The sequence below is a fragment of the Nostoc sp. WHI genome, assembly GCF_015714725.1.
GTDB lineage: Bacteria > Cyanobacteriota > Cyanobacteriia > Cyanobacteriales > Nostocaceae > Nostoc.
In genome coordinates, this window is the sequence record NZ_WBKM01000061.1 from 1 (window position 1) to 24,142 (window position 24,142).

The 24,142-nt window shown below is 43.2% G+C and carries 26 protein-coding genes and 3 pseudogenes; 8 read left to right on the forward strand and 21 right to left on the reverse strand.

What is annotated here, in order from left to right:
- Together F8S12_RS06120 and F8S12_RS06125 are read right to left on the reverse strand one after the other, a co-directional pair.
- Positions 1 to 1,321 (reverse strand): aspartate kinase (locus tag F8S12_RS06120; protein ID WP_196515442.1); only part of this gene is annotated, 1,321 nt, incomplete at its 3' end.
- 149 nt (positions 1,322 to 1,470) lie between these two features.
- Positions 1,471 to 1,800 carry a hypothetical protein gene (locus F8S12_RS06125; RefSeq protein ID WP_196515472.1) on the reverse strand — a complete coding sequence of 110 codons (330 nt, stop codon included), beginning with the start codon at positions 1,798 to 1,800 and terminating at the stop codon, positions 1,471 to 1,473.
- Between F8S12_RS06125 and tnpA the strand changes: the two are divergent.
- Positions 1,780 to 2,034, forward strand: a pseudogene (gene tnpA / locus F8S12_RS06130) (IS200/IS605 family transposase); the annotation flags it as partial. The gene F8S12_RS06125 and the pseudogene tnpA overlap by 21 nt on opposite strands.
- Positions 2,035 to 2,119: 85 nt before the next feature.
- On the opposite strand, the gene F8S12_RS06135 reads toward tnpA, so the two are convergent.
- On the reverse strand, positions 2,120 to 2,689 hold the full coding sequence (locus F8S12_RS06135) for a Uma2 family endonuclease (RefSeq protein ID WP_196515443.1): 570 nt from the start codon (positions 2,687 to 2,689) through the stop codon (positions 2,120 to 2,122).
- 83 nt (positions 2,690 to 2,772) lie between these two features.
- On the opposite strand from F8S12_RS06135, the gene F8S12_RS06140 reads away from it, so the two are divergent.
- Positions 2,773 to 2,916 carry a DUF433 domain-containing protein gene (locus tag F8S12_RS06140; RefSeq protein ID WP_196515444.1) on the forward strand — a complete coding sequence of 48 codons (144 nt, stop codon included), beginning with the start codon at positions 2,773 to 2,775 and terminating at the stop codon, positions 2,914 to 2,916.
- Positions 2,917 to 2,918: 2 nt separating this feature from the next.
- On the opposite strand, the gene F8S12_RS06145 is transcribed toward F8S12_RS06140, so the two are convergent.
- The 3 genes from F8S12_RS06145 to F8S12_RS06155 form a co-directional block, all read right to left on the reverse strand.
- Complete coding sequence (locus F8S12_RS06145; RefSeq protein ID WP_196515445.1) at positions 2,919 to 3,545, reverse strand: class I SAM-dependent methyltransferase; 627 nt, start codon at positions 3,543 to 3,545, stop codon at positions 2,919 to 2,921.
- A 92-nt stretch (positions 3,546 to 3,637) separates the two neighbouring features.
- Positions 3,638 to 4,720 carry a class I fructose-bisphosphate aldolase gene (locus F8S12_RS06150; protein WP_196515446.1) on the reverse strand — a complete coding sequence of 361 codons (1,083 nt, stop codon included), beginning with the start codon at positions 4,718 to 4,720 and terminating at the stop codon, positions 3,638 to 3,640.
- 196 nt (positions 4,721 to 4,916) lie between these two features.
- Positions 4,917 to 5,282, reverse strand: a complete 366-nt coding sequence (locus tag F8S12_RS06155; protein WP_196515447.1) for a DUF1622 domain-containing protein — start codon at positions 5,280 to 5,282, stop codon at positions 4,917 to 4,919.
- A gap of 541 nt (positions 5,283 to 5,823) precedes the next feature.
- On the opposite strand from F8S12_RS06155, the gene F8S12_RS06160 reads away from it, so the two are divergent.
- The gene (locus F8S12_RS06160) at positions 5,824 to 6,822 is read left to right on the forward strand and encodes a M48 family metallopeptidase (RefSeq protein ID WP_196515448.1); all 999 of its coding nucleotides are present in this window, start codon (positions 5,824 to 5,826) and stop codon (positions 6,820 to 6,822) included.
- A gap of 25 nt (positions 6,823 to 6,847) precedes the next feature.
- On the opposite strand, the gene F8S12_RS06165 is transcribed toward F8S12_RS06160, so the two are convergent.
- The 5 genes from F8S12_RS06165 to F8S12_RS06180 form a co-directional block, all read right to left on the reverse strand.
- Positions 6,848 to 7,030 (reverse strand): hypothetical protein, encoded by a 183-nt coding sequence (locus F8S12_RS06165; protein WP_196515449.1) that lies wholly within the window; start codon positions 7,028 to 7,030, stop codon positions 6,848 to 6,850.
- A 117-nt stretch (positions 7,031 to 7,147) separates the two neighbouring features.
- Entirely contained in the window at positions 7,148 to 7,648 is a 501-nt protein-coding gene (locus F8S12_RS06170) for a hypothetical protein (protein WP_230967831.1), read from the reverse strand.
- 31 nt (positions 7,649 to 7,679) lie between these two features.
- Positions 7,680 to 7,904 (reverse strand): hypothetical protein, encoded by a 225-nt coding sequence (locus F8S12_RS40355; RefSeq protein WP_230967832.1) that lies wholly within the window; start codon positions 7,902 to 7,904, stop codon positions 7,680 to 7,682.
- A gap of 93 nt (positions 7,905 to 7,997) precedes the next feature.
- Entirely contained in the window at positions 7,998 to 8,195 is a 198-nt protein-coding gene (locus F8S12_RS40360) for a hypothetical protein (RefSeq protein WP_230967833.1), read from the reverse strand.
- Between the two features lie 360 nt (positions 8,196 to 8,555).
- On the reverse strand, positions 8,556 to 9,050 hold the full coding sequence (locus F8S12_RS06180; protein WP_196515450.1) for a hypothetical protein: 495 nt from the start codon (positions 9,048 to 9,050) through the stop codon (positions 8,556 to 8,558).
- A 201-nt stretch (positions 9,051 to 9,251) separates the two neighbouring features.
- Here F8S12_RS06180 and F8S12_RS42245 point away from each other — a divergent pair, with 201 nt between their 5' ends.
- A complete protein-coding gene (locus F8S12_RS42245) occupies positions 9,252 to 9,683 on the forward strand; it encodes a hypothetical protein (protein WP_442946788.1) in 432 nt (143 codons plus the stop codon).
- Here the strand turns inward: F8S12_RS42245 and F8S12_RS42250 are convergent.
- Positions 9,650 to 9,791: pseudogene (locus F8S12_RS42250) on the reverse strand (IS701 family transposase); the annotation flags it as partial. The gene F8S12_RS42245 and the pseudogene F8S12_RS42250 overlap by 34 nt on opposite strands.
- Before the next feature lie 243 nt (positions 9,792 to 10,034).
- Between F8S12_RS42250 and F8S12_RS06190 the strand changes: the two are divergent.
- Positions 10,035 to 10,868, forward strand: a complete 834-nt coding sequence (locus F8S12_RS06190; RefSeq protein WP_196515451.1) for a metallophosphoesterase — start codon at positions 10,035 to 10,037, stop codon at positions 10,866 to 10,868.
- A gap of 420 nt (positions 10,869 to 11,288) precedes the next feature.
- On the opposite strand, the gene F8S12_RS06195 is transcribed toward F8S12_RS06190, so the two are convergent.
- The 9 genes from F8S12_RS06195 to F8S12_RS06235 form a co-directional block, all read right to left on the reverse strand.
- Positions 11,289 to 11,441, reverse strand: coding sequence for a hypothetical protein (locus F8S12_RS06195; protein ID WP_196515452.1), 153 nt, complete (start codon positions 11,439 to 11,441; stop codon positions 11,289 to 11,291).
- A 218-nt stretch (positions 11,442 to 11,659) separates the two neighbouring features.
- Positions 11,660 to 12,250, reverse strand: a complete 591-nt coding sequence (locus F8S12_RS06200; protein ID WP_196515453.1) for a hypothetical protein — start codon at positions 12,248 to 12,250, stop codon at positions 11,660 to 11,662.
- Between the two features lie 399 nt (positions 12,251 to 12,649).
- The gene (gene rlmN / locus F8S12_RS06205; protein ID WP_196515454.1) at positions 12,650 to 13,744 is read right to left on the reverse strand and encodes a 23S rRNA (adenine(2503)-C(2))-methyltransferase RlmN; all 1,095 of its coding nucleotides are present in this window, start codon (positions 13,742 to 13,744) and stop codon (positions 12,650 to 12,652) included.
- A 197-nt stretch (positions 13,745 to 13,941) separates the two neighbouring features.
- Positions 13,942 to 14,544, reverse strand: a complete 603-nt coding sequence (locus F8S12_RS06210; RefSeq protein ID WP_196515455.1) for a cytochrome c oxidase subunit 3 — start codon at positions 14,542 to 14,544, stop codon at positions 13,942 to 13,944.
- Positions 14,545 to 15,067: 523 nt separating this feature from the next.
- Complete coding sequence (gene ctaD / locus F8S12_RS06215) at positions 15,068 to 16,729, reverse strand: cytochrome c oxidase subunit I (RefSeq protein WP_196515456.1); 1,662 nt, start codon at positions 16,727 to 16,729, stop codon at positions 15,068 to 15,070.
- A gap of 14 nt (positions 16,730 to 16,743) precedes the next feature.
- A complete protein-coding gene (locus F8S12_RS06220) occupies positions 16,744 to 17,670 on the reverse strand; it encodes a cytochrome c oxidase subunit II (RefSeq protein WP_196515469.1) in 927 nt (308 codons plus the stop codon).
- A gap of 94 nt (positions 17,671 to 17,764) precedes the next feature.
- Positions 17,765 to 18,370, reverse strand: coding sequence for a DUF2231 domain-containing protein (locus F8S12_RS06225; RefSeq protein ID WP_196515457.1), 606 nt, complete (start codon positions 18,368 to 18,370; stop codon positions 17,765 to 17,767).
- Entirely contained in the window at positions 18,367 to 18,867 is a 501-nt protein-coding gene (locus F8S12_RS06230; RefSeq protein ID WP_196515458.1) for a DUF2231 domain-containing protein, read from the reverse strand. The genes F8S12_RS06225 and F8S12_RS06230 overlap by 4 nt, the downstream gene beginning before the upstream one ends.
- Positions 18,868 to 19,528: 661 nt before the next feature.
- Positions 19,529 to 21,010, reverse strand: a complete 1,482-nt coding sequence (locus F8S12_RS06235) for a leucyl aminopeptidase (RefSeq protein WP_196515459.1) — start codon at positions 21,008 to 21,010, stop codon at positions 19,529 to 19,531.
- A 301-nt stretch (positions 21,011 to 21,311) separates the two neighbouring features.
- Between F8S12_RS06235 and F8S12_RS06240 the strand changes: the two are divergent.
- The 3 genes and pseudogenes from F8S12_RS06240 to F8S12_RS06250 form a co-directional block, all read left to right on the forward strand.
- Positions 21,312 to 21,467: pseudogene (locus F8S12_RS06240) on the forward strand (type II toxin-antitoxin system RelE/ParE family toxin); the annotation flags it as partial.
- 5 nt (positions 21,468 to 21,472) lie between these two features.
- Positions 21,473 to 21,688, forward strand: a complete 216-nt coding sequence (locus F8S12_RS06245; protein WP_196515461.1) for a hypothetical protein — start codon at positions 21,473 to 21,475, stop codon at positions 21,686 to 21,688.
- Positions 21,689 to 22,515: 827 nt separating this feature from the next.
- Positions 22,516 to 24,054, forward strand: coding sequence for a hypothetical protein (locus F8S12_RS06250; RefSeq protein WP_196515462.1), 1,539 nt, complete (start codon positions 22,516 to 22,518; stop codon positions 24,052 to 24,054).
- Positions 24,055 to 24,142: the final 88 nt, after the last annotated feature.

A 24,142-nucleotide genomic window follows, 5' to 3' on the forward strand; every position in this document is an offset into this window, starting at 1 on the left:
GTGGGGAGTGGGGAGTGGGGAGTAAAGAAGTGGAGGAATAATTTTGAATTGTTTCCCCTGCTTCAATCTCAAAGGCGCTGCGGAGTACCCTGACAGCGCGATCGCACTCTGCTGCATCGACTACGCAACTTACTTTTACTTCGCTGGTGGAAATCATTTGGATGTTCACACCTGCTTCTGCTAAGGTGGCAAACATCTTTGCAGCCACACCAGGACGGCCAATCATTCCTGCGCCGGCGATGCTGACTTTGGCAATGTTATGTTCTATCATTACCTCCGCTTCGTCAAATTTGGGTTTAGATTTGCTCCTCAGTGCTGGGGCGATCGCTGCTGCCACTGCTTCAGCTCGTTTTAATATTGGTGTTGTAACCGTAAAGGCAATGTCATTACTATTACCTTCATGAATTGACTGAATAATCAAATCTACGTCTACTTTTTGTCGGGCAATTTCGCCAAATAATCTTGCTGCTACGCCTGGGTTGTCGGGTACGCGCAACAAAGCAACCTTTGCTTGGTCAGTGTCAAATTCTACATGATCCACCGGATGGGCAATTTCTAGATTGATCAGCGATCGCCCTTGACGTTTAGCTGATGTTACCCAAGTACCAGTGTCATCCGTCCAGCTAGACCTGACTACAAGAGGAACACCATAGTTACGAGCAATTTCCACAGCACGGGGATGTAGCACTTTTGCCCCCAAACTAGCTAATTCCAACATTTCATTGCAGGTGATGGCATCCATCAATTGGGCTTCGGCAACTAAGCGGGGGTCTGTAGTTAAAATCCCTGGAACATCTGTATAAATTTCACAAAAATTCGCTCCTAATGCGGCTGCGATCGCCACTGCTGACGTGTCGGAACCACCACGACCCAAAGTTGTAATTTCCATCTCTCCAGTGCTAGAGATGCCTTGGAAGCCAGCTACTACAACTACTTTCCCTTCATTTATGTGACGAGTTAGGCGAGTAGTTTCAATATGCAAAATCCGAGCGCGGCTGTGTTCAGCTTCGGTAACAATTCCTACCTGAGCGCCAGTCATCGAAATTGCTGGTTGTCCGAGTTCCTGCAAAGCCATACTGAGTAAGGCGATGGTTACTTGTTCGCCAGTGGAAAGCAGCATATCCATTTCCCGGCGGTTAGGATTGGGAGAAATTTCATTAGCTAGTTTGACGAGTCCATCGGTGGTTTTGCCCATTGCCGAAACTACTACGACGATAGAGTTTCCAGCTTTAACCGTTTTATAAACACGCTTTGCAACAGCTTGAATACGTTCGACTGAACCGACAGATGTACCACCGTATTTCTGAACTATGAGCGCCATAACTTTTAGTTAATCAATTGTGTCTGCTTTCATCAACGCTTCCGCCGGGTTAGGAAGCCTTGAAAATATTAATAGATATTTAGTTTACTAAACATTGTGTAGCATACCCAATCTTGATACTCCCCACCGCTAACGGCGGATGGGGATTCTTAAGCAATCCAGAAACGGATTCTCAAAGGCGCTATCAACGCACCCCTACTGATTCCACTCAGGTCTAGCCCAAGCTTCACCGCTACTTTTCTTAAAATGTTAGCTGCACCGTTGCAATCAGCATTTATTTTTGTACCATTGCACGCTTCGTACAGACCCCGCTTGACTCGCTTACCAGACTCTTGCCACCCTTCAGGTTTTTCGCCGAACGTAGGTAGTAAATCAGAGTCTAAAAAACTCGCCTTACTCGTGTAACTTTCTTCAGTTTCCTCAAACTTTAATTTGTACTGTTGACACAGTTTAAGGAATTTAATGGAGAGCCTGATCATGTGCATTTGCTTATCAATCTACACCCAGATAACAATATTTCTGATTTAATGGCTTCGCTTAAATCTGCTTCTAGCAGGATTTTAAGGCAACAATACAAGTCCGAGATAGGTAAGTTTTACTGGGGTGAAAAAGTTAAACTGTGGCATGATTCTAAATGCGTAGTTTCATGCGGCGGAGCGCCACTGGAAATAGTCAAAGATTATATTAAAGGACAGTCGGGCGGCAAAGAATGATTGTCTGCTCCCCTCCGCTTCGCATTAGCTAATCCATCCCCACCGTATAGACGGACGGGGTTTTCCGCGAATTTTGATAAATTGATTATTCAAAAACCACATCTTCGTAGAGTGCTGCCATTGTTTCCTCAAAATCCACGCTGTTGAGTCGAAAAGATTTATGTTCTGCTGTGTAGGATTGTAAAACCCAGAGCTTCTGCTCGTCGCGTCGAAAACACTCGACTCGCTGACGTTTTGTATTAATTAAAACATACTCTTGCAGGCTTTCCAGTGTTTGATAATCGGCGAATTTATCGCCCCGGTCAAAGGCTTCAGTAGAATTAGATAAAACTTCAACAATTAAACAAGGAAATCTTTTATGATCTGGCGTTTCTTGATCTCGTTGGTCGCAAGTAACCATAACATCGGGATAATAAAAGCGATTCAGAGATTCAATTCTGGCTTTCATATCAGCGATATAAACCCGACAACCAGAGCCGCGCACATGATTACGGAGGAGAGCGAACAGGTTTCCAGCAATGGTAACGTGTTGGTCAAGCGCTCCAGCCATTGCGTAGATATAGCCGTCGATGTATTCATGTTTAACAGGGTTTTTTTCCTCCATTTGGAGGTACTCTTCAGGAGTAAAGTAGTTTTGTTGGGGCGAGGCTATCATGGTTGAAACTTCAAGGTTGAATGATGCTGATTTATAGGGTAGCGTTTGCTGTTGATTAAAGTTGGTTTTTGAGAGAGATTGTTATGTTAGGTCTAGACAGAATTACATTTGACCCTAGCATTATGGGCGGACAAGCTTGCATTGGTGGGATGCGAATTCTGGTTTCTTTAGTGGTAAACTTGGTAGCTAATGGAAAATCTATAAAAGAAAGTATTTCACGGACATGATATTAGTCCTGTAGGCTAACTGTAGCTACCATCAGCCCCCAAAAAACACCGAAACGAACTTTAATCGCATGACAAACTGTAAAGTTGGCGGATGTAAGTAAGCCGTGAAATTCATTTTGGGTATAACACTGCTGGTACGCTGGATCAAAAATTTTCAGTGTTATGTCGAGAATTTTGCAAAAGAAATAATCTTTACACCAATCGATAATTATAACTTTGCCATTAGGCTTGATAACACGCTTCATTTCTATTAATGCTGCTAATGGATTATCAAAATAATGGAATGAATTAGCAGATACAATCACATCAAAAGTATTGCTATCAAATGGCAACGCTGATGCACTGGCTGTATGAAATGAAACTTGAGGATAAGCGCTACATTTCTGTTTAGCGATCGCTAACATCTTATCTGAAATATCTACTCCGACAATGTTTTGCGTTGAATTATCAGTCAGTAGTAGCCTTTCAAATTCACCTGTTCCGCAAGCAACATCAAGTACGGTATCCAGTGGTGATATCTGTGCCCAGGTTTGAAGAAAAGAGAGTGTATTAGCGATATAGCTTTTCCAGCGTTGATCGTATACAGATGCTAGATTGTCGTACTGTTTGCGAACGGTGGTTTCGATCATGCTGGTTCATTCAATTTTAGATTTTAGATTTTAGATTTTAGATTGAAATTTAATCCAAAATCCAAAATCCAAAATCTAAAATTCTTACTCCCTTAAGCTATCGTCACATCTGGCGATAAGTAAACATCCTGAATGGCGTGAAATAGCTTCACACCTTCCTCAAAAGGACGCTGGAAGGTCTTTCGCCCAGAAATTAATCCTGTACCGCCAGCCCGTTTGTTAATTACAGCAGTGCGAACTGCTTCGGCGAAGTCATTTTTACCAGTCGCGCCACCAGAATTAATCAGCCCTACACGCCCAGAGTAGCAATTTAGTACTTGGTAACGAGTTAAATCAATTGGGTGATCAGTTGTCAATTCTGTGTAAACGCGCTCATCGGTTTTGCCGTAACTCTTATCAGTAGCTTTGGTAACTGCACCGTAACCATTGTTATTTTCGGGTAACTTTTGTTTGATGATGTCGGCTTCAATGGTCACACCCAAATGATTCGCCTGTCCAGTGAGGTCAGCAGCAACGTGGTAATCTTTATCTTGTTTGAAAGCGTTATTCCGCAGATAGCACCAGAGAATTGTTACCATCCCCAGTTCATGGGCGCGTTTAAAAGCTTGGCTGATTTCTTTGATTTGTCTGGTAGACTGGTCTGAACCAAAATAAATTGTCGCACCCACCGCTGTCGCGCCCAAATTCCAAGCTTGTTCGACATCAGCAAACAATACCTGGTCAAATTGATTGGGAAAAGTCAGCAATTCGTTGTGATTTATTTTGACAATAAAGGGAATTTTGTGGGCATATTTCCGTGATACGATACCTAATGTTCCCAAAGTGGTAGCAACAGCATTGCAACCTGCGGCGATCGCCAATTTAACAATATTTTCTGGATCAAAGTAAATTGGATTAGGCGCAAAAGACGCGGCTGCCGAATGTTCAATCCCTTGGTCTACCGGTAAAATAGACAGATAGCCTGTGTTTGCCAAACGACCAGTAGAATAAAGTAGCTGGAGATTACGCAATACTTGAGGATTGCGATCGCTATTGATCCAGATTCGATCTACAAAGTCTGGGCCTGGCAAATGTATTAAATCCTGAGAAACTTTTGCTTTATAGGTGAGCAGGTCTTCTGCCTCTTTACCTAGCAATGACTCGATAGAATTAGCCTGTGTGAGTGTTGTAGTCATAGCGTTTTCCTCAATAATTGAGCAAATGACCTTTGCCTTTAAGATAGCATTTATAGTATTGATAACCTGATTGTGCGGACATTAACTAAAGGAAACCTTCTTGCAGTGCTGGTTCACCAGTCTCACAGAATTAAATTCTGTTAGCGGATAGCTAAGGTTTAGCCCATTCTGGCTCCTGACTCCTGAATTCTATTTTTTAAAAAGATTTATCCTTGACATCATTCTTTTTATTCTTAGCTTGCTCAATTTCTTTTGCCAGAAAGAAATTCAGACTTGTTCGTAGCGCAATGATAGCAGCTAGTTTACCAATTTCGTCCCAAGTTGGAGCGATCGTGCTACGTAAAATATCAGCAGCCAAGGCAAACTCAAGGGCAAGAACTAGCCACATACCCAATGTTAATCGAATTTCCTCCTTAGCTTCGTTCAGCTTTTTACGGCGGCTGAAGAAAAAGACCAGGATTTTGACTATGGCTTCCAAGACAGCAATACCAATGATGATGCCAGTGAAGATATCAACTGCTGTAGCAAGTACAGTCGTCGAATTGGTGACGAAAGCTTCCATATTGTTTATTTCAACCGCTTAACCAGGCAAATGCCTACGCGCAAAGCATTGGCGATACTTATTAGTGTTAGTTTAACAGAACAATATATTGTACTCCTACGCGTGTGGTCTATTCAATTTAAATCGCTCTGAAAGTTAGTCCAGCGCAGAGAGAAGTCTGAGCGCCAACTTCCCCAATACGGTTCGGATAAGATCCCCCCGCCTGTGGCGACCCCCAAGGGGGTATAAGAGTTTTTCGCCCCCCTTTTTTAAGGGGGGTTGGGGGGATCTTCGAGGAATAAACATATTAACCGAACTGTATTGCCAACTTCCCGCCATAGCACAGCTAATCCGTGTCTGCGTACTCCTAAGAAGCAAGCTAGGCGCCCCCTAGCGTTGGCTCTGCTAAGGGCAAACACAACTTCCAAGCGGACTTGGTTATTGTAGCCGCGACTTCAGTCGTCCGGCACTTCTGCAATTCTTTGTAAATTTTAAACTTACAAAAACTACATTTGCATTATTGTATAAAAATCATCCTTATATTACAGCGATATCAACAATAATGCTTAACTGGAACAGAACACTCATAACTACTGGCTCTTTGTGCGTACTTTTGTTATCTGCAATGCTACCAGTCCAGGGTAAACCAGCCCGACAAAAGAAACCAGCACCCACAGCTACAACAATTTACCAGCAAGCTAAAAAAGAATTACCTGAAGATTTTTATACTCTCTATCGCGTCATAGATAGAGTAGCCCGTGCTAACGAATTAGACAATCGTCCTTGGCGGGTTGTAGCTGTTCCCAAATATGATGTCAATGCCTATGCAAGTGATATTAATCTAGTCGCCATTCACGATGGCATACTTGACCAGTTAGCTGGTGATTCCTCAGCATTAGCTTGTGTAGTAGCCCATGAAATGGGTCATCACACTAAACGTCACATCGCTCTTGGCGTAGCTCAAAAAACTGAGTTGATTGCCAAAATTGAACAAGAAGCCACTAAAGAAGTACTAGGAGAAAGAGAAGCTGCAAACCGAGAGTCAACAGCTGCTACTGTTGGCGGCGTCGTTTTAGGTAATGTACTAGGAGGTAATGTTGGCGGTTTTATGGGTTCAATTCTTGGCAATCAAGGCGCTCAACGACAAGTAGAATCACAGCAACGCATCAATGAAATTGTTGAGAAAAAGAAAAAAGAGTTAGAGCAACGTCTTGCAGAACAAGAAAGACAACAAGAGTTTGAAGCTGATGAAATTGGCTACATAAATTCTGTGAAAGCAGGCTTTGAACCAGAAGGATGTCTAAGAGTAATGCAGGTTTTAGCTCAAATGCCTGGTGCTGAATTTGATACAACTCATCCAGCAGTACCCAAACGGATTGAGGCAATTAAAGCTTTAATTATTAAGTATCCACCCCAGACTTTGGTCAAAGAGGGTGAAGCGCGAATATCTAAGACAAAGCCTTTAACCTATAGCATTTCTAAAGATAAAACCTCGTTACGAATTAACTCCGTTCGCGGCGGTTCCCAAGCAGATGATATAGAGCGTCGGTTTGATAAATAAAACCCTGGGCAACAAATAGTTAAACTCAGATGAGTCTTTTAGCTCCATTAATGAAGCTTTGAACTCCATTAATGGGGCTTTGATCTTCATTAATGAGTCTTTTAGCTCCATTAATGAGTCTTTGAACTTCATTAATGAGTCTTTTAGCTCCATTAATGAGGCTTTTAGCTCCATTAATGAGTTTTTGATATCGTGTTTGGTTAAACACTTGTCATTGCGATCGCAGCGAAGGGATCGCAATGATGTTAGGATTGCAACTCTTAGAAACGCTACTGCGATCGCGACCTTCGCAATTACATATCATAAATTAATTACCAGACATGATTCAAACAAACCAACGGCGAATTAATTCCACTTGGAAACCATAGCCGTGCTTAACTTCCTCAATTAACTCCCGTTGCAAAAGCAAGTTGAGAGCAATATCAGCATCCGGGAACTGTTGCAATAGAGTTTGGCAGCTAACTATACCTCTTTCCCCTTGAGCGGCGATAAAACGTAGAATAGCTTGTCCAGTTGTGTCTACTTGATTGTTTTGAATGTCAGCAAAGAAAAAGCTGCCACTTTGCAAAGCTTCTGGTATCGCTGCTTCCACATCGGCTAAGGTTGCAAATCGCCGGATAGAGGGGTCTTGTTCGTTCTTAAGGACAATAATTTCCGCGCAGAGTAGTTGTACTAAGAACGGGTGACAACGGGTGAGTTGTAGCACTCGCTCAACTGCGTCAGGTTCATAGCGGAGAGTAAAATCTTTGACGGGACGTTCAATTAATTGTCGTGCTTCCTCTTCCTTGAGGTACGATATATGCCAATACAGTTCAGATAAGACCAAAACATTTGTAGAGACGGCGATTTATCGCGTCTCAAAAACCCAAAATTTTGTACCAGTATCCCTTAACTGAACCGTATTGCGATATATGCACTACTTGAACATTAATAAGATAACTAGCCCAACGCTGGTATTCTGCGATCGCATGGGAGCCAGCGAGTAAAATCTTAAAACGGGGACGATGTTGGATAAGGTGACGCAGCATACCCAAAACATCCTGCTCATCAAAGCGACCTTTGGCTATGGCGTTGTCTAGCACCTCGAATTCATCTAGCGCTAGTAAAGCGGTATTTTGTTCTAAAGCCTGTTCTACTTTATCTAGCCATTCATAGAAATAGGTGAAGGGGTCAGATTATAAGACTTTGCGGGTTAGGGACGGTAGAATTACACCTTGCTTTTTCGCTGACTTCTCCATCTCTCTAGCGAGGTTGTAGAGAAAACCTGCATGGTCACTAGCTGATGAAGGTGCGCCTTGCAAGTCTACAAATATGGGGATGATGTTATTGGGTAGTAACTTTCCGATGTTGTTAAGGAGAGAAGTTTTACCCATGCGTCGCTGACCATATAGTAGCAGAGGTGGGCGACGGCGATCGCGCAGTAATTGCTCAATGCGTAAGCCGATGTCATCGCGCCCCGTGAAAATTTCTTGCTCCCGCGTGAGGGGTACGCCAATGATGTAAGGCGAGTCAATTTCTTGGCGGAGTTCAGTAATTTTAGCCAGTTCATCTATATATAGGACTCCTATTTGATTTTTGAAAAAACTCAGTAGACCTTAATCTTCTAGAATCCTTTTGCCTGTTGCCTTTTGCCTCTTGCCTGCCTACATAAGGAAGTTCAGTAATCAAACCGGATTCCTATAGTTAGTTACTGTTTCACGCCAACTTTTGATAATGGGGTAGAAACGGACAGTCTATTTGTCCCTGCTACGAGCGAAGTTCTGCAACTGTAGATTTAATTTATCTGCAACATCTCTGAGGAGTAAGCGCTGATTATAAGCACTTGCTTGATTGAGAGCAGCATCAACATCCTCGCTGATACGGCTAAAGATTCGTAGTAAAGGGCTAACTTCACTCTCTAGTTCGCCAGTTACCAGATTGCGATGAGCTTCACGAATAGCTTCAACATCTTTACAGCTTTGTAAGCTGCGTGCATCCAGTTCAATTTGTGCAGCTTGAGCCGCCCAACGCTGGGGGCTGGTACTGAGATATTCTAGGGCTGTTTTTCCTTCAACTGGATTATGTTCGATAACGAAGAGGAGATACTCATCCAAGCGGGGCAAATGTAAATGCTGCAACTCATCCCAGAAGGTGGAGTGATAGCGTAACAAACAAGGGCTTTTACCATCACCAAAACAGTGCTGAGTGCCGAGTAACGAGTGCTGAGTAAAAAGTAAAATTAATTGCACTCAGCATATAGGGTCTGAATCCTTACAATTTATTTATGAAAAAAATAAAAATATTTTTTTTGAGACACGTAGTGCAAGAAAAAATATGTCCTTGTTTCAATCCCCTAGTTTTAACTATGGGGTTATACTCAGCACTCAGCACTCGGTACTCAGCACTACTGAAGTCGTTTGTCTAATCTATAGAGCAGATAATTCCAGAGCGTGAGAAATGGAAAGGATAGAACAGGCCGCCATAAATTAATAGTTATTCCCACGGCTTCCGCCACGCCTACCGCCACGCCTACCGCCACGCCTACCGCCACGCCTAGCACCACGCCTAGCACCACACCGAATGCCACGCCGAACGCCACGCGAAAAGCTATATTTGCGATTGGTTCACCCAATGCCCACAGCACCAAGCCTAATAGTAAGTTAGCCAGGATAGGTGAGATAAATTATCCCTGGATAAACAGCCGCCACAGAGCAAGGTTTCGCCATAGCCCCAACAATACAATCAGAGAGGAGTCTGATTCTAGGTTAGCTTCAGCGCTAATTCAGTTTTTTTCTCAAACTCTGGGTCTTGCTTACCACTGGGTAAAGAATTGCCGTGTTGATATAACTCTATCGCTTTCCCCCAATAATCCCCCTAAATAGTGCCTAAACCCTCTTTTTTGGGCTTTATAAGTAAGTAAATGATTCATCAAACCGTTGACACCATTTTTCAAAACACGGCGGCATGGCTGCGGGGGTTGTCTCTTTCATCGGCTGTTACTTCAACGTGAAAGCTATACTGATAAAGCATCATACCTTATTTTGGTTTTCCTTTTTGTTTAAGTCCCACTAATAAGTGTCTGCAAAGTAAGGCAAAATCTGCTTAGTTTCATCCCAGAATTTAAATCAATTAATTTTATCTGGAGTAGATGACATAAATCATTGCAGTTTATCAAGTTACATTTTGATTTTTGGTAAGCTGTAAGCGCTGGTATGAGGGGTATCGGTTGCCTTATGCATTGGTTATTTACGGGACATTTAAGAGTAGATAAAATAACGGTTAAGATTGCGGAACTTCCAGCATCTTTACAAGGTACAACGCTAGTGCAGCTGTCAGATTTTCACTACGATGGTTTGCGACTGTCAGAAGATATGTTAGAAAAAGCGATCGCATTTACCAACGAAGCTGAACCGGATTTAATTTTATTAACTGGTGACTACGTAACTGATGATCCGACACCAATTCACCAATTGGTGCTTCGACTCAAACATCTCCAAAGTCGCTGTGGTGTCTACGCCGTACTTGGTAATCACGATATCTATTACAACCACTCAAAAGCAGAAGTTACAGAGGCGTTGACTAGCATTGGAGTTCATGTGCTTTGGAATGAAATCGCCTATCCATTAGGAAAAGAATTACCATTAGTAGGACTAGCTGATTATTGGTCACAAGAATTTTACCCTGCACCAGTCATGAATCAACTAGACTCCGTTACACCCCGGATCGTTTTATCCCATAACCCAGATACAGCCAAGATATTGCAACAATGGCGCGTAGATTTGCAACTATCTGGTCATACCCACGGCGGTCACATCGTCATTCCGGGCATTGGCCCTGTAGTATTCTATTATAAAAAGCTACTCAAACAAATTCCCAAAAAATTACGGCGTTGGGTAACATTTTTCCTGGGAGACTGTTCTAAAGTGGTGCGATATTGGGAGTGGGCGCAAGGATTTCACAAGGTGGAAGAAAATCAATTATATGTCAATCGTGGTTTAGGAACTTATAAACCAGGACGCCTATTTTGTCCGCCAGAAGTGACTGTAATTACCTTAATTAGTCATTAACAATTCTGAACTTTTTAATTAACTCAACGCAGAAACCGCCTGAAGCTGCGATGGATAAATATCAGCAGCTTGGGGCGGTTTTTTGAAGATTGGAGAATTCAGAATTAACTCAACTAACTAAGGTGGACAGCATTGGCAATCGCTCTACTTAAAATTGCACATCCTTGCATTCCAACTAGGCAGGCATTTCTTGGCGTGCGTTTTAAAACCTCCAAAACAACTCATTAAACTTAAGGCGAAAACACATTCAATGGATGCCACAATTTCAGAGCGATGTCTACGCAAGAAGATTAGAGCAGGAGGTACAGGCTCTAACTTGAAAGTTTTTGTTTAGCTTTTAACCTGTTTGTACCTTGCTCTTAATCTAGCCTATGCTTGTTCAGACACACTATATCTTTACTAAACTTAAATACCATTAATTTATCGCAACAATTCAGAAGTATTGATAATAACCGAAAGCGATCGCCTTGCAGAAAACCTCAAAAACAAAGCGTAGACGCTTCTTTGGCTTGTCGTTAGACATCGCCTGTATGGAAGAGTGAGCGATCGCCACAATATAGTTGCAAAAGTCATCAGAGATAACACGCCAAGAGAATTTTGAGCGGCTCTTGAAGTTCTGATCCGAGCGAAAAAAGCCGTCGCTTTAGAAATTCCCTAGTTTTGATTAAATTATCTCAGCAGAATTTAATACCAATTCAATTAATGATTGCAACACATCCTTGGGTAAAGACGCGATGAATCGCGTCTCTACAGATAGTCTATTTGTCCCATTCTTTTTTCAAATTTGCCTGTTACTGGTGGTTTTTGTCTAGTGGAACCAAAATGTAGGTTATTTGGTTATTAGGAGTCTGACTAGGAGATGGAGTTTCATCTTCAGATGCACTCTTAGCTACGTCCACTGTACCTTGTACAGTGTCTTTAACACCTTCAGCTGCACCCTTAACAATATCCACTGTATTTTTGACGGTATCGTTAAGGCCTACAGCTGTACCTTTAACAGCATCCACTGTATCTATTGCAATGCCGTTAACATCCAAAGCTGTGTTTTTAACAGCATCTCCTACATCTTTTACAGTTTCGTTAATACTCTCAGCTACAGTCTTTATTGCGTTTCCTACATTTTTTACAGTTTGGTTAAAACTCCCAGTTGCACCTTTGACCGTATTTCCTACACTTTTTACAGTTTTATCAACTTTTTCGGTTGTACCCTTAATAGTTAAAGCCGCAGCTATTGCACCTAAGGTAGCACCAATGAGCGCTCCAATTGCTACTTTACCTAACTCACTATTCCTACTGCTACCTGTTGTATAATTATTAGCTTGATCTGTAGGTAGATCAATATTTCCTTCAGGCTGCTCTGAAAACTGCTGATTCCCATTCATAATAATCTTCTATTTTGTGCTAAGACGGAAAAGCAATACTTAGAAATTTTTCCTTAGTCTCACAGAGTCTAAGTTGGAAAAATGAAAGTTGTCTAGTAACTAATAACTCATGAACTTTCTCTGTTTGGTGGTAGTTCTTAAAGTGATAGTAATAAGTATATGTGCTTTGAAAAAAGTAACTATTACTTATACTTTATCTTTAAGAACTATCCGATTAAACTTCTCTCATCTACAAACTCAGAAAATTATTGGTTTACAATTTTATCTGTTTGTAGATGAGAGTCACCAAAGTTGAGCAACTTTTTCTTAAAACGAGTCTTCTTTAAAAGAAGCTATTGGGGTTGATTCATCAGAGATAAGTGACTCTCCGGAAACTTAAGTTTACTGAATAGAATAGGTTTAATTCTTACTTGCTCTCAGTTGTCCACAAGCTGCATCGGCTTCTAAACCACGCGAATAACGGACAGTAACAGCAATATTTTGTTGCTTGAGGATATTAACAAATGCTTGAATGCGATCGCGGTTGGGGCGTTTGTAATCTACTTCTTGGATAGGATTATAAGGAATCAAATTCACATGACTTTGAAATCCTCGCAAACATTTTGAAAGTTCCAATGCGTGTTCTGGTAAATCGTTAACACCAGCAAGGAGAACATATTCAAAGGTAACGCGGCGGCCAGTGATTTCTACATATTCTCGACATTCAGTCAGCAAATCTTTTAGGGGATAGGTACGGGCGCTGGGGATGAGTTTTTCTCGCAGTGCTTGGTTGGGTGCGTGGAGACTAACAGCAAGAGTGACTTGCAAATGATTTTGCGCGAACTCACGGATGCGATCGCGAATACCAACTGTAGAAACTGTAAGCGATCGCGCTCCTATACCGACATCTTGATTCAGGCATTTTAGTGCTGCTAAGACATTCTCAGTATTCAACAACGGTTCGCCCAGTCCCATAAACACGACATTACTAACGCGTTGTTGAAAATCTTCTTGCACAGTTAACACCTGATCGACGATTTCATGTCGTGCTAGATTGCGCTTATAGCCTCCCTTACCAGTAGCGCAGAAATCACACGCCATTGGACAACCTACCTGAGTAGAGACGCAAACTGTCAAACGAGATTTTGGGCCTTCTCCTGCTTCTGCGAAGGTGGGAATGCCAACAGTTTCAATAATTTGCCCGTCTATCAATTGCAAAAGATACTTCACCGTGCCATCGGGTGCGACAGTGCGGTAGTGTAAAGTTGAGCGCCCAATGGGAATTTCTGCTACTTCTTTCCGCCATTGCTTAGAGAAAACAGAAATATCAGATAGCGATCGCACCCCCCTTTGATAGATCCATTCATGCAGTTGCTTTCCTCTATAAGCAGGTTGCCCCTGCTGCTGCACCCAAGTAGTTAACTCGGCAACGGTGGCACCTAGTAGGGGTGGAATTAATTCTGATTTTTCTGGGTTGTGTGAGTTAACTTGAGATACAAGAGGCGTAGCAGACATAAAAAATCAAGAGTTGATATAGGGGATCTCTATCCTACACCTGCCATCTCAAGTTCGTCTTAATCAAAGTTGTGGGGCGATCGCTAATCTTAAGTAGCCAAACAAAAATATTTACAGTCATTGCGAAGGTGGTGTTCGCGGAGCATCTCTAAGAGTTGCAATCCCAACCCTCCATTCGCAATGACAAATAACAATGTTTACTGCCAGACGTAGATGAGGATAAACAAAATAATCCAGATGATATCGACGAAATGCCAAAACAACGAGGTGGCATTAACGCCGAAGTGACCTGTATCGTAGTTGCCAGGAATGAACGATCGCACTAGAATAATCAACTGCAACAGAATGCCGGTGAAAACGTGCAAACCGTGGAAGCCTGTAAGTAGATAGAATGTACTACCAAATACCCCTGAGGTGAAGCCAAAGGTGAGGCCATGCCATTCAATCGCCTGGCCAACCAAAAAGTAAGTTCCCATTGCCATTGTTGTCAAGAGAAACAGGCGAAATTTTACTAAGTCATGGCGTTGAAGGGCGCGTTCGGCTAAGTAAATCACAAAGCTACTGGCGACAAGAATTACTGTGTTGATTGTCGGTTCTTTGACTTCTAGTCCAGAAACACCTGCTGGTAGCCAGTTAGGTGTTGTTGTTTTGTAGATTGCATAGCCGGCGAAAAAACTTAAAAAGATCACGCTTTCTGAGAGGAGGAACACAATGAAGCCAAACATCTTGTTGCCTTCTTCATCGTGGGCGTGTTCTGCGGTTGGCGGGTGCAATTCATTTGAATTGATATAACTGTCCATTGGTGTAGTTTGCTTTTAGCTTCAGGGTTGAATTTGAAATGCAAAGGAGAGGCAGCCCGTTACGCTACGGTGTACACACAAGTTTTTTGACCTGCACCTTAGTTGCATCGACGTGCACCTTAGTTGCATCGACGTGCACCTTAGATGCATCGACGTGCACCTTAGATGCATCGACGTGCACCTTAGATGCATCGACGTGTACCTTAGATGCATTGACGTGCACCTTAGATGCATCGACGTGTACCTTAGATGCATCGACGTGCACCTTAGATGCATCGACTTGCAACAATTAACTTACCCTACGTTAAGCAGTCAGGGATCTGCGGGTTAATAGTGTCCAAACTAAGCGGGTTTCGACTGCGCTCAACCCTCAGCCGTCGAAAGTTGAGCGCAGCGATGCACTGAGCTTGCCGTTCGCGTAGCGTCTCGTAGAGAAGTGTCGAAACTCGGTTTACTGGTACTTTATTTTCACGCAAGTCCCTAACTCTAAAAGATTTGTGTGTACACGGTAGGATTCTCTGGGTTATTCTGGGAAATTAGCTGTCAACGGTTCCGATTTGCCGTAGCCGTAGGGTTCAGAGATGATAATGGGAATTTCTTCAAAGTTTTCTACTGGAGGCGGTGAAGAAACTAACCACTCTAATCCAATTGCTCGCCAAGGATTATTAGGTGCTTTCTCGCCTTGCATCCAAGAAATCACCATGTTGAAAATGAAGGGCAAGGTAGACATTCCCAATAGAAACCCGCCCAGGCTAGCGATCACATTCCAGAATTGATACTCTGGGGCGTAGGAAGCAATTCGACGTACCATCCCTTGCAATCCTAAGGGGTGCATGGGCAAAAAGTTGAGGTTAGTACCAATGAAGGCTAACCAGAAGTGTATTTTACCCCAACCCTCGTGGTACATCCGCCCGGTCATCTTGGGGAACCAGTGATAGATGGCAGCATACAAGCCCATCGTCACAGTGCCGTAAAGAACGTAGTGAAAATGTCCCACCACAAAGTAAGTATTGTTAACGTGGACATCAACCGGCACGGAGGAAAGCATGATGCCTGTGATTCCCGCGAACACAAACATCACTAATCCACCAAGGGCAAATAGCATGGGAGTATTTAGCCGCAGTTTACCGCCCCAGATGGTTGCTACCCAGGCAAATACTTTAATTCCTGTGGGCACAGATACAAACATCGTCGTCAGCATGAAAATCAACCGCATCCAGCCTGGTGTACCACTGACGTACATGTGGTGTACCCAAACGATGCCACTGACAGCTGCAATCAAAATGGATGAAACGGCAACTACTCTGTAACCAAAGAGGGGTTTACGTGAATAAACCGGGAAGACTTCTGAGAAAATGCCGAAGATCGGTAAGATAATCACGTAAACGGCGGGGTGGGAGTAAAACCAGAAGTAATGCTCGAACATAACTGGATTGCCACCCTTAGCGGGATCGAAAAAGGCAGTGCCAACTGTCAAGTCGAGTAGCAGCATCACCGCGCCTGCTGTCAGCGCAGGTAGTCCAAATAGTTGGATAATCTGAGCGCTAAACACTGCCCAGACAAACAAGGGCATCCGAAAGAAGCCCATGCCTGGGGCGCGCATCTTGACGATGGTGGTGACAAAGTTGACTGCCCCCATAATTGAAGATACACCGGATATTGCCACCGCTAAGAGCCAGACGACTTGACCATTAATTAAGTTACCTGTGGGATTCTGGAGACTGACTGGTGGATAAGACCACCAACCGGCTTGGGCGGGGCCACCAGGGATCAAGAAGCTACCCATCAGCAGAATTCCGACTATCGGCACCATCCAAAAGGCAACGGCATTCAGACGGGGAAATGCCATATCTCGCGCCCCAATCATCAGGGGTACTAAATAATTAGCAAAACCAACTAGTGAGGGAAATGTCCACAAAAACAGCATCACAGTGCCGTGCATGGTAAACATCCCGTTGTAGACGGTGCGATCGACTAAATCTGATTCGGGTGTTAGCAGTTCCCCCCGAATCACCATCGCAAAGATACCGCCGACGAGAAAGAAGAAGAAGGAGGTAACGAGATACTGAATACCAATAACTTTATGGTCAGTACTAAAGCTAAAGTATTCTTTCCAGTTACCCGGAGATTCGTGGTTAGGCTTCTCATCGGGGAGAAGAATGCCTTCAATAGGAATATTAGTCATCAGTTACTTTCCTTTCAACCAGGAGAATTGACTAGAGAAGGTGCAGCAGGGGGAACTGTTACCCAACCAGTTTTGACTGACTGATTGGATGTTTGGGCATACTCGGAAGCCGCTTGATTATTTGCTAGAGATGGCTTTTGAGTTGCAGCTTGGGCTAGCCACTGCTGATAATCTTCGGGAGATTCGACGACGACATTCGCTTGCATCGTCGCAAAGTATGTGCCGCTATATTGAGAATCGGTTAGCCGATATTGTCCGGGGCGAATGGGAGTAAATTCAAAGTCGAGCGCATGGTTGGGAATAATATCCTGCTTGAGGCGGAATGCAGGAATATAGAAGCCGTGCAAAACGTCTTGCGATCGCAGTGCTAAACGTACCCGGCGATCGCTTGGTAAATGCAATTCGGTACTAGTAACATCTTTTTCTGGGTAATGAAAAACCCACGCCCACTGTTTAGCTAGTACGTCGATTTTTTCTACAGGTTCAGCTAAAACCTTAGCTGGTGCATCTTTTAGTTCTGCATAAGCCGATTCCATTTTCAGTGGATTATGCAAGTGAATTAATTCCGATGGGCCTTGAATCCCCATTTGCTCGTAGACTTGGTAGCTGTAACCCGCAATCCAAAACACTAACAGAATTGGGATTGCTGTCCAGACAACTTCTAAAGTAATATTGCCTTCAATTGGGGGGCCGTCGCTGAAGTCATCTTTGACTGCCCGATGGAAGATCACAGAATACATTAAAGTACTTGTTACTCCCAAGAAGATGAAGGCACCGAGGGTTACTAAGAAGCTAATCAAATCATCAATTAATTTGGATTCGGCTGCTGCTTGTGGGGGAAGCCAGGAATAAGCTTGCTGTCCGATCCAGAGACTAGTAAGAGTCACTGCGATCGCGCCTGTCAGCAGCGTCAAAATATTTAAAATCTTCTGGATTTTCATGGTCATTAATCATTGGGCATGGGGCATTGGTCATTGGTCATTGGTTGATCGTTAGTAACTTTAAACAAATGACAAAGGATAATTGACAAATGACTTATTTGAGTGTTGTGTTAAGGTCTTTGCCCAATCGCAGCAAACTATCTGCTGTATTGTGTACGCCAAACTCGGTTGCCATTTGCGCCCCTAGTGTGCCGTGGACGTACATAATCAACATGACTCCTACGCCTGTGAGCAGATAGCTCCATTGCACTTGTTTGTCTGCATCTTTGCTCCAGGTGAAGCGCTGCCATCCTCTCCAGACAGTCATGCCAACCATCAGCGCTAATAAGAAAACACCACCTACACCATGCCAGAGCATAGTTTCCATTGCCTGCAATCCCCAGGCACTTTTCATATCAGCTGGCGGTGTTGCCAACAGCATTTCGTAAAAGCCTGCTGTCACTGTGAAAAATGTGATAACGCTGGCAGCTAGCATGTTGTACCAGCCAACATCAAAAAAGTTGTCACGTTCCACAGTAATTGCCAAAAATTTGAAGACCCATTTTTGGAAAGGGAACAAAACACCAACAATATCAAAGGTCATTCCAATGATGAACAAACCTATTGTCAGATGCACTAAGTTGGGATGAATGGGAATGGTGTAAGGTAATCCGTTTGCACCTAGAGCGCCGGTCAATTGGTCAATTAGTTCTGAATTCATCGCAACAGACCATCCTTTAATGCTTCTACAACTGGTACTGTATGCAATCCATAAATCCAAACAAGCTCATCGCCAAGATATACCTGCAAGCCAACTATCAAAGTTAAAATTAACCCGGCTCCCAGATAATAAATTGGTACTTTTTGGGGATTGCGGGAACGAATTACATAGCGCCAAGCTGTAATCGCCGTGATGATTCCCGAAAGCGACCAACCAATCAGCGTATGTAAATTCAGCACCGATTTAGCGACGCTGTAAGGCTGTGCTAAACCCGCTTCAAACTGACCAAAAATGATCGCCACAAAGATCGCGATCGTGGCAACAAACATATTCCACCAACCGACCTCAAAAAGATGGGTTTTACCAGTGAAATAGCCAAGTACATCGCAAAAAAATCCAAACAACACCATCGCAATTACGAAGTGGACAACGATGGGATGAATCGTATCTGGATAGGGTAAATTGTGGTCATTCAAAGATGTAAGATACTCAAGCATTGTATTCTCCTGGACATATCTACCGCACTTTGGTAAAACTTCAATGATTCATGGATACTCACTAACCTCACCACAAGTATCCATCCATAATTGACTCGAATCTGTTCAATATCTGCGCGGTGCGATATGCTTAATCATGTCTTAGCTTTTTGTAGCCAAATCTAATAAACATAGTCTGCAACAGCAATTTTTGATGTAGCTAAACTAAATCGCTGTCGTTTGTTGATTTGCTTAACCTATCTTTTAGCTTAAGTAAATTTTTATGAATTGTCAAAACAATAAAAGTTAAACTTTTAAAAGTTAGTTATTTAACAAAAAACTATTTCCACAATGTATCGATTCTGGCATTAATCAAAATTTTAAAAAGCTTAAATATAATATTTTTCTGTTAAGTATTTCACAACTATAAAATTTTTAATTGTAATGCAAATGACAAAAATATATAATTTTTAGTAGTTTGTATAAAAGGGAATGAAGATGAAGAGTGCTGAGTTCCGAGTGCTGTTAGCGGTAGCGGGGCGTTTAGCCCGTGCTGAGTGAAAAGACCGCCCACAAGGGGCGGGGCTTTTACCGTAGTACGGAAGTAGTGAGTACTGAGTACTTCTTAAATTTACTCAGCACTCAGCACTCAGCACTCAGTACTGAGTTGATGAAAGCCTACCTACTCCCCAGTCCCTAGTACCCACTCAACTAGCGTCCGAACACCGTAGCCAGTCGCTCCCGCGCCGTTGTAACCATTTTCTTTATCTGTCCACACGGGGCCAGCAATATCTAAGTGTGCCCAAGGTGTTTCTTTGACGAATTGCTTGAGAAAAAGGGCAGCAGTAATAGCACCACCCGGACGCGGGCCTGTATTTTTCATGTCCGCGATACTAGACTTCAGCCCTTCAAAATATTTTTCTTCCATTGGCATCCGCCAAATCTTTTCCCCTGAAGTTTGGGCAGCTTTCTCTAACTGGGAAGCTACAGCATCATCGGGAGTATACAAACCGGCAATATCATCACCCAAGGCAATGACGTTAGCACCAGTTAGGGTGGCTAAATCCACGATCGCATCCAATCCTAATTTGTCAGCATAGACCAAGGCATCAGCTAGGGTCAAACGTCCTTCAGCGTCGGTGTTGTTCACTTCAATTGTTTTGCCGTTTGATGCTGTGAGAACGTCTCCAGGGTGCATGGCGCGACCGCTAATCATGTTTTCAGTCACGGCTGAGATAAAGTGAACTTCCGAATTTGGTTTAATTTGAGCAATTGCTTTTGCTGCACCCAAGATTGCAGCTGCACCGCCCATATCCATTTTCATGGTTTCGATACCGCTACCAGCACCTTTAATGTTGAGTCCGCCGGAGTCGAAGGTTACACCTTTGCCGATAATTGCTAGTTTCTTTTTGGGTGTACCTTCTGGTTTGTAAGTCAGGTGAATGAATTTAGGTGGCAAATCGGAAGCTTGGGCTACTCCCAAAAAAGCACCCATGCCCAGCTTTTCACAGTCTTCTCGTTCCAGAATTTCTAGTTGTAAACCGTACTCATTAGCGATCGCAATAGCCGTTTCTGCCAAAGTAATTGGTGTGACTGCGTTAGCTGGCGCTGCTACTAATTGCCGTGCCAAGATTACCCCAGAAACGATTTGATTGGCGCGGTTGATGGCTGCTTCTTGTCCACCGAATCCTAGTAAATCTACGGTTTCTATTTGTGAACTTTTCTCTTCTGATTCCGACTTAAAGCGAATATCTTGGTAAAGTGCCAATTCGATCCCTTCAGCGATCGCTTGGGTACTTGCTGCTGGATCGTTGTTCCATAATGGAAAATTAAAACCCAGAATTTTGCTTTTTTGCTTTTTTGCTACTCTGGCTACAGCAGCAGCAGCGCGTCGCAAAGTGTCGAGTTTGAGTCCATCTGGTTTACCCAAACCTACCAAAATCAGTTTACGCACTGGTTTACCAGCATTAACGCGAGTGAAGATGGTACTATCGGCTTTGGCTTTAAATTCTTCTTCGGCAATCAGTTCTTTTAAAACCCCAGAAAAGTTTTGATCTAAAGTTGCCAATTCCCCGGTTAACTCTACTGCATCTTCAAATAATCCAATTGCTAAAGTATCGCCTGCCCACTCCAGCAAAGGCGTATCACTGAGTTGAATTGCCATTTTGAGATTTTGTGTAAATATTCCTTCCTGTACCAGTATTGCTCAAAATTCTGGTTTCATGCTAAGAGGATGTTTGAAAAGTCCTCTTGTCGGTATCAAAAGTTTTAGATCCCTCTAAATCTCCCGATAAATTGGGAGACTTTGATTCCGGTTCCCCCCTTTTTAAGGGGGGTTAGGGGGGATCAATTAAGTGCCTAAAATTACAGCAAACCACTTTTCAAACAACCTCTAAGGGAGATGAGGGAGCAGGGGACAATTGCTATAATTTAGCGTGTAAATACTTACGCATTATGTGAGTTAAAAATTACCCTTTGCTTTTGACCCATTGAGACAAGCCATTTTATTAGTAGCAGGTGACAAATCCGGTGTTAGCCAAAAACTTTTTTATAAACACTTAATTCAAAAGGCTGATACACGCTACAAAAGCCATCTTAAAAAACTAAAAGAGGAAGGGTAAGAAGAATGGGTAAAAGCCTAAGAGAAAAAATTAAAGAACAGCCAATAGAAAGCCAAATTAAAATTGAAAGCCGCGCTCAGGAATTAATAGCTCAGGAATTAACTAGACAAAAACTTAGGCTAGATAAACAGCAATCTAAAGTTCGAGTTAGAAAGGGAAAAGGTTTTAAACAAAGAGAGGTAATTATATTTGGAAAGATTCATGACAGAACACTAGTTTAGTAAAACACTACAAAAGCCTGCCAAACTTCAACGACTTGGCAGACTTTAAACTTATTAAAAATATTTAGCTTTATTGAACCCAGTACTTACGCAAACAATAGCCGAAACCTTGATTTTCAGGTAGGGGCAATTCATGAATTGCCCCTACAGCGTGTAGTTTTGCGTAAGTCCTAATTTATTTTAAGGAGAATGAATCAGCATTTAGTATTTAGATGATGATCATTCTAAAACGGAATGATCATTCTAAAACGGATTTATTTCATTCATTGGATATATTGACAAAATTGCAGTTACTAAAACCCCTCATATATGGGGAGAAACAAGGTTTTAAATATTCTCTGATGAGAGTAATAAAAGAGCGATAATTACTTGTCCAGCTTGGACTTTAGGTCATAAGAACTTCTCTCCATTGCCTCAATTTCAACTTGTGTAAACTTTTGTATAGTAATAGAAAATAATCATCCACCCACAGGCATATAATCAATCGCAGAGTCTAACAAGCTCGTCAATAGACCTTTTGCCAAGGCAAAGGTTTGAGGAGATGCTGTTCTTTATTTCTTGTTAACCCTCTTTTGTCACTTTTAAGGATTGCAGAGTTTTGGTTTTGGCTTTTTGTCCATAAATCTATCTGAATTAGCGTCTCGTAGAGAGCGTCTTAATTCTGACTCCTGAATTCTGACTTCTGAATTCTTCTTCAATGTTTTTCGAGAGTGACAAAACAGGGTTAAGAGTTACCGAATAAAAGCAAGGAGTCTAATCAAATCACACTTTTGGGAATTATGCCTTTTGAAGGCAAAACTTTTTGATCAAAGGAGTTATTCAAGTTAATGAGTATTCCGATTCAGGTTTCACCTGCAACAAACGATCTGACCCTGTCCATAGATCAAACGTTAGCTGAAGTGGTGAAAGTCACTATCTCGAAATCTGGGATAGTCCCCAAAGTGGATGCCTATTTTCTCGCAGATACGACCGGTAGCATGAAGACGGCGATCGATGCCGTCAAAATTGGGATCTCGGATGTCCTAACCCAAATCGGGGGGCTAGGGGCCGATGTCCAATTCGGGGTTGGCGAATACAAAGACTTTCCGGCTCCGGTTACTGGCGAACATCCCTACGCCTTCGCGCACCAGCATAGCCTGAGTGCCAACACCGCCGCGATCCAAGCGGCAGTAGCTAGCTGGACGACCACTCCCGGTAAGGACGTTCCAGAGGCTCAGTTCTACGCTCTTGATCAGGTTGCCGAACCACCAGGTGGCAAGATCGGTTGGCGCGCAGATTCCAAGCGGATTATCGTCTGGTTTGGTGATGCTGCCGGTCACGACGCAGTATGCAAGCAAATCTCTAACCTATCCTACGACATCACCGAGGAATCGGTTACTAAGAAGCTAGTCGCAGAGAAGATCAAGGTGCTGGCCCTCAGCTTGAGAAGCGACGGCGCTCCGGCGGGGCTGGACGACGATCCGAAAACGAAAGCTACTGGGTATAAGCCATTCTGCGGCGATCCGGGCGGCACTGAGGGACAAGGCACAAGGATCGCCAAGGCCACAGGTGGCAAAATTGTCCAAGGTGTCAGTGCAAATACGATTGCGGAAACGATCATTGCCGAATTGGCAGCACAGATCACCACCATCGGGAACGTCAGTCTGGTAGCCATCGGTGACACAGCACCTTTTGTGCAAGCGATCGCACCAGTCGGCGGTTACGGTCCCCTCAGCAGAGACCAAGACCATGAAATTAGCTTTGACGTTTCCTGGATTGGCACCGTACCAGCCACCTACGAGGATCAGGTCTTCAATGGCTCCCTCAATGTCATTGCCGATGGAGAAGTCGTTGGCGGCAAGACCGTCAAAATTACAGTACCACTCGATGAGGAAATTATAATGCCACGCCCAGATGATGTTTCCGGTGAATGGATGTTGATTCACCAAGTAACGGGTATTTATGCATACCCACATGGTTTGACACCCATTTTAAATTTAGGGGTTCGTATTTTATCTGACTATCCTTATCTTGCTGCTAAAGCACATCTGTGGACTCTAGCCAAGCAAGCTGATGGAACTTACCTCATCAGCTCCTCGATAAATAAGGAGTTGTATTTTGCAGTGGCAACCACCCCTCCAAACGAAGTTAACTTCCCAACCTTTCAACAGCGTAAAGAAGGCGATTTGCAGTCCTGGGTCTTGATTCCGATCAGTGGTGATCCCGACACTTACGCCATCCAATCAAAGGCATTCCCAGACTATGCTTTGGGTCTTCAGAACGGCACTTGCGTCGAGAACTCAATCGTAGTTGCCAGGCACACTTGGGGCAGGCCAACTTTCAATCACTATTGGCGACTGAGTGAGGCTCCCGCTGATGTCCAGTGAAAAATTGGTTGAGTGGAAGCTAAAAATTCTGAATTTTACCGTGTAATACTCGGTAGAGCGTTATGCGTAACAATGTGTTCTAATGACA

Bases quoted from the DNA above. Each gene is read 5' to 3' on its own strand.
- F8S12_RS06145 (WP_196515445.1), bottom strand. From the start codon at position 3,545: ATGATCGAAACCACCGTTCGCAAACAGTACGACAATCTAGCATCTGTA.
- F8S12_RS06160 (WP_196515448.1), top strand. From the start codon at position 5,824: ATGCTTAACTGGAACAGAACACTCATAACTACTGGCTCTTTGTGCGTA.
- F8S12_RS06230 (WP_196515458.1), bottom strand. From the start codon at position 18,867: ATGCTTGAGTATCTTACATCTTTGAATGACCACAATTTACCCTATCCA.
- F8S12_RS40360 (WP_230967833.1), bottom strand. From the start codon at position 8,195: ATGGGTAAAACTTCTCTCCTTAACAACATCGGAAAGTTACTACCCAAT.
- F8S12_RS06235 (WP_196515459.1), bottom strand. From the start codon at position 21,010: ATGGCAATTCAACTCAGTGATACGCCTTTGCTGGAGTGGGCAGGCGAT.
- F8S12_RS06220 (WP_196515469.1), bottom strand. From the start codon at position 17,670: ATGAAAATCCAGAAGATTTTAAATATTTTGACGCTGCTGACAGGCGCG.
- F8S12_RS06195 (WP_196515452.1), bottom strand. From the start codon at position 11,441: ATGACTTTTGCAACTATATTGTGGCGATCGCTCACTCTTCCATACAGG.
- F8S12_RS06125 (WP_196515472.1), bottom strand. From the start codon at position 1,800: ATGATCAGGCTCTCCATTAAATTCCTTAAACTGTGTCAACAGTACAAA.
- F8S12_RS06225 (WP_196515457.1), bottom strand. From the start codon at position 18,370: ATGAATTCAGAACTAATTGACCAATTGACCGGCGCTCTAGGTGCAAAC.
- rlmN (WP_196515454.1), bottom strand. From the start codon at position 13,744: ATGTCTGCTACGCCTCTTGTATCTCAAGTTAACTCACACAACCCAGAA.
- F8S12_RS06190 (WP_196515451.1), top strand. From the start codon at position 10,035: ATGCATTGGTTATTTACGGGACATTTAAGAGTAGATAAAATAACGGTT.
- F8S12_RS06155 (WP_196515447.1), bottom strand. From the start codon at position 5,282: ATGGAAGCTTTCGTCACCAATTCGACGACTGTACTTGCTACAGCAGTT.
- F8S12_RS06250 (WP_196515462.1), top strand. From the start codon at position 22,516: ATGAGTATTCCGATTCAGGTTTCACCTGCAACAAACGATCTGACCCTG.
- F8S12_RS06200 (WP_196515453.1), bottom strand. From the start codon at position 12,250: ATGAATGGGAATCAGCAGTTTTCAGAGCAGCCTGAAGGAAATATTGAT.
- F8S12_RS06245 (WP_196515461.1), top strand. From the start codon at position 21,473: ATGGGTAAAAGCCTAAGAGAAAAAATTAAAGAACAGCCAATAGAAAGC.
- F8S12_RS06150 (WP_196515446.1), bottom strand. From the start codon at position 4,720: ATGACTACAACACTCACACAGGCTAATTCTATCGAGTCATTGCTAGGT.
- F8S12_RS06135 (WP_196515443.1), bottom strand. From the start codon at position 2,689: ATGATAGCCTCGCCCCAACAAAACTACTTTACTCCTGAAGAGTACCTC.
- F8S12_RS06210 (WP_196515455.1), bottom strand. From the start codon at position 14,544: ATGGACAGTTATATCAATTCAAATGAATTGCACCCGCCAACCGCAGAA.
- F8S12_RS06140 (WP_196515444.1), top strand. From the start codon at position 2,773: ATGTTAGGTCTAGACAGAATTACATTTGACCCTAGCATTATGGGCGGA.
- ctaD (WP_196515456.1), bottom strand. From the start codon at position 16,729: ATGACTAATATTCCTATTGAAGGCATTCTTCTCCCCGATGAGAAGCCT.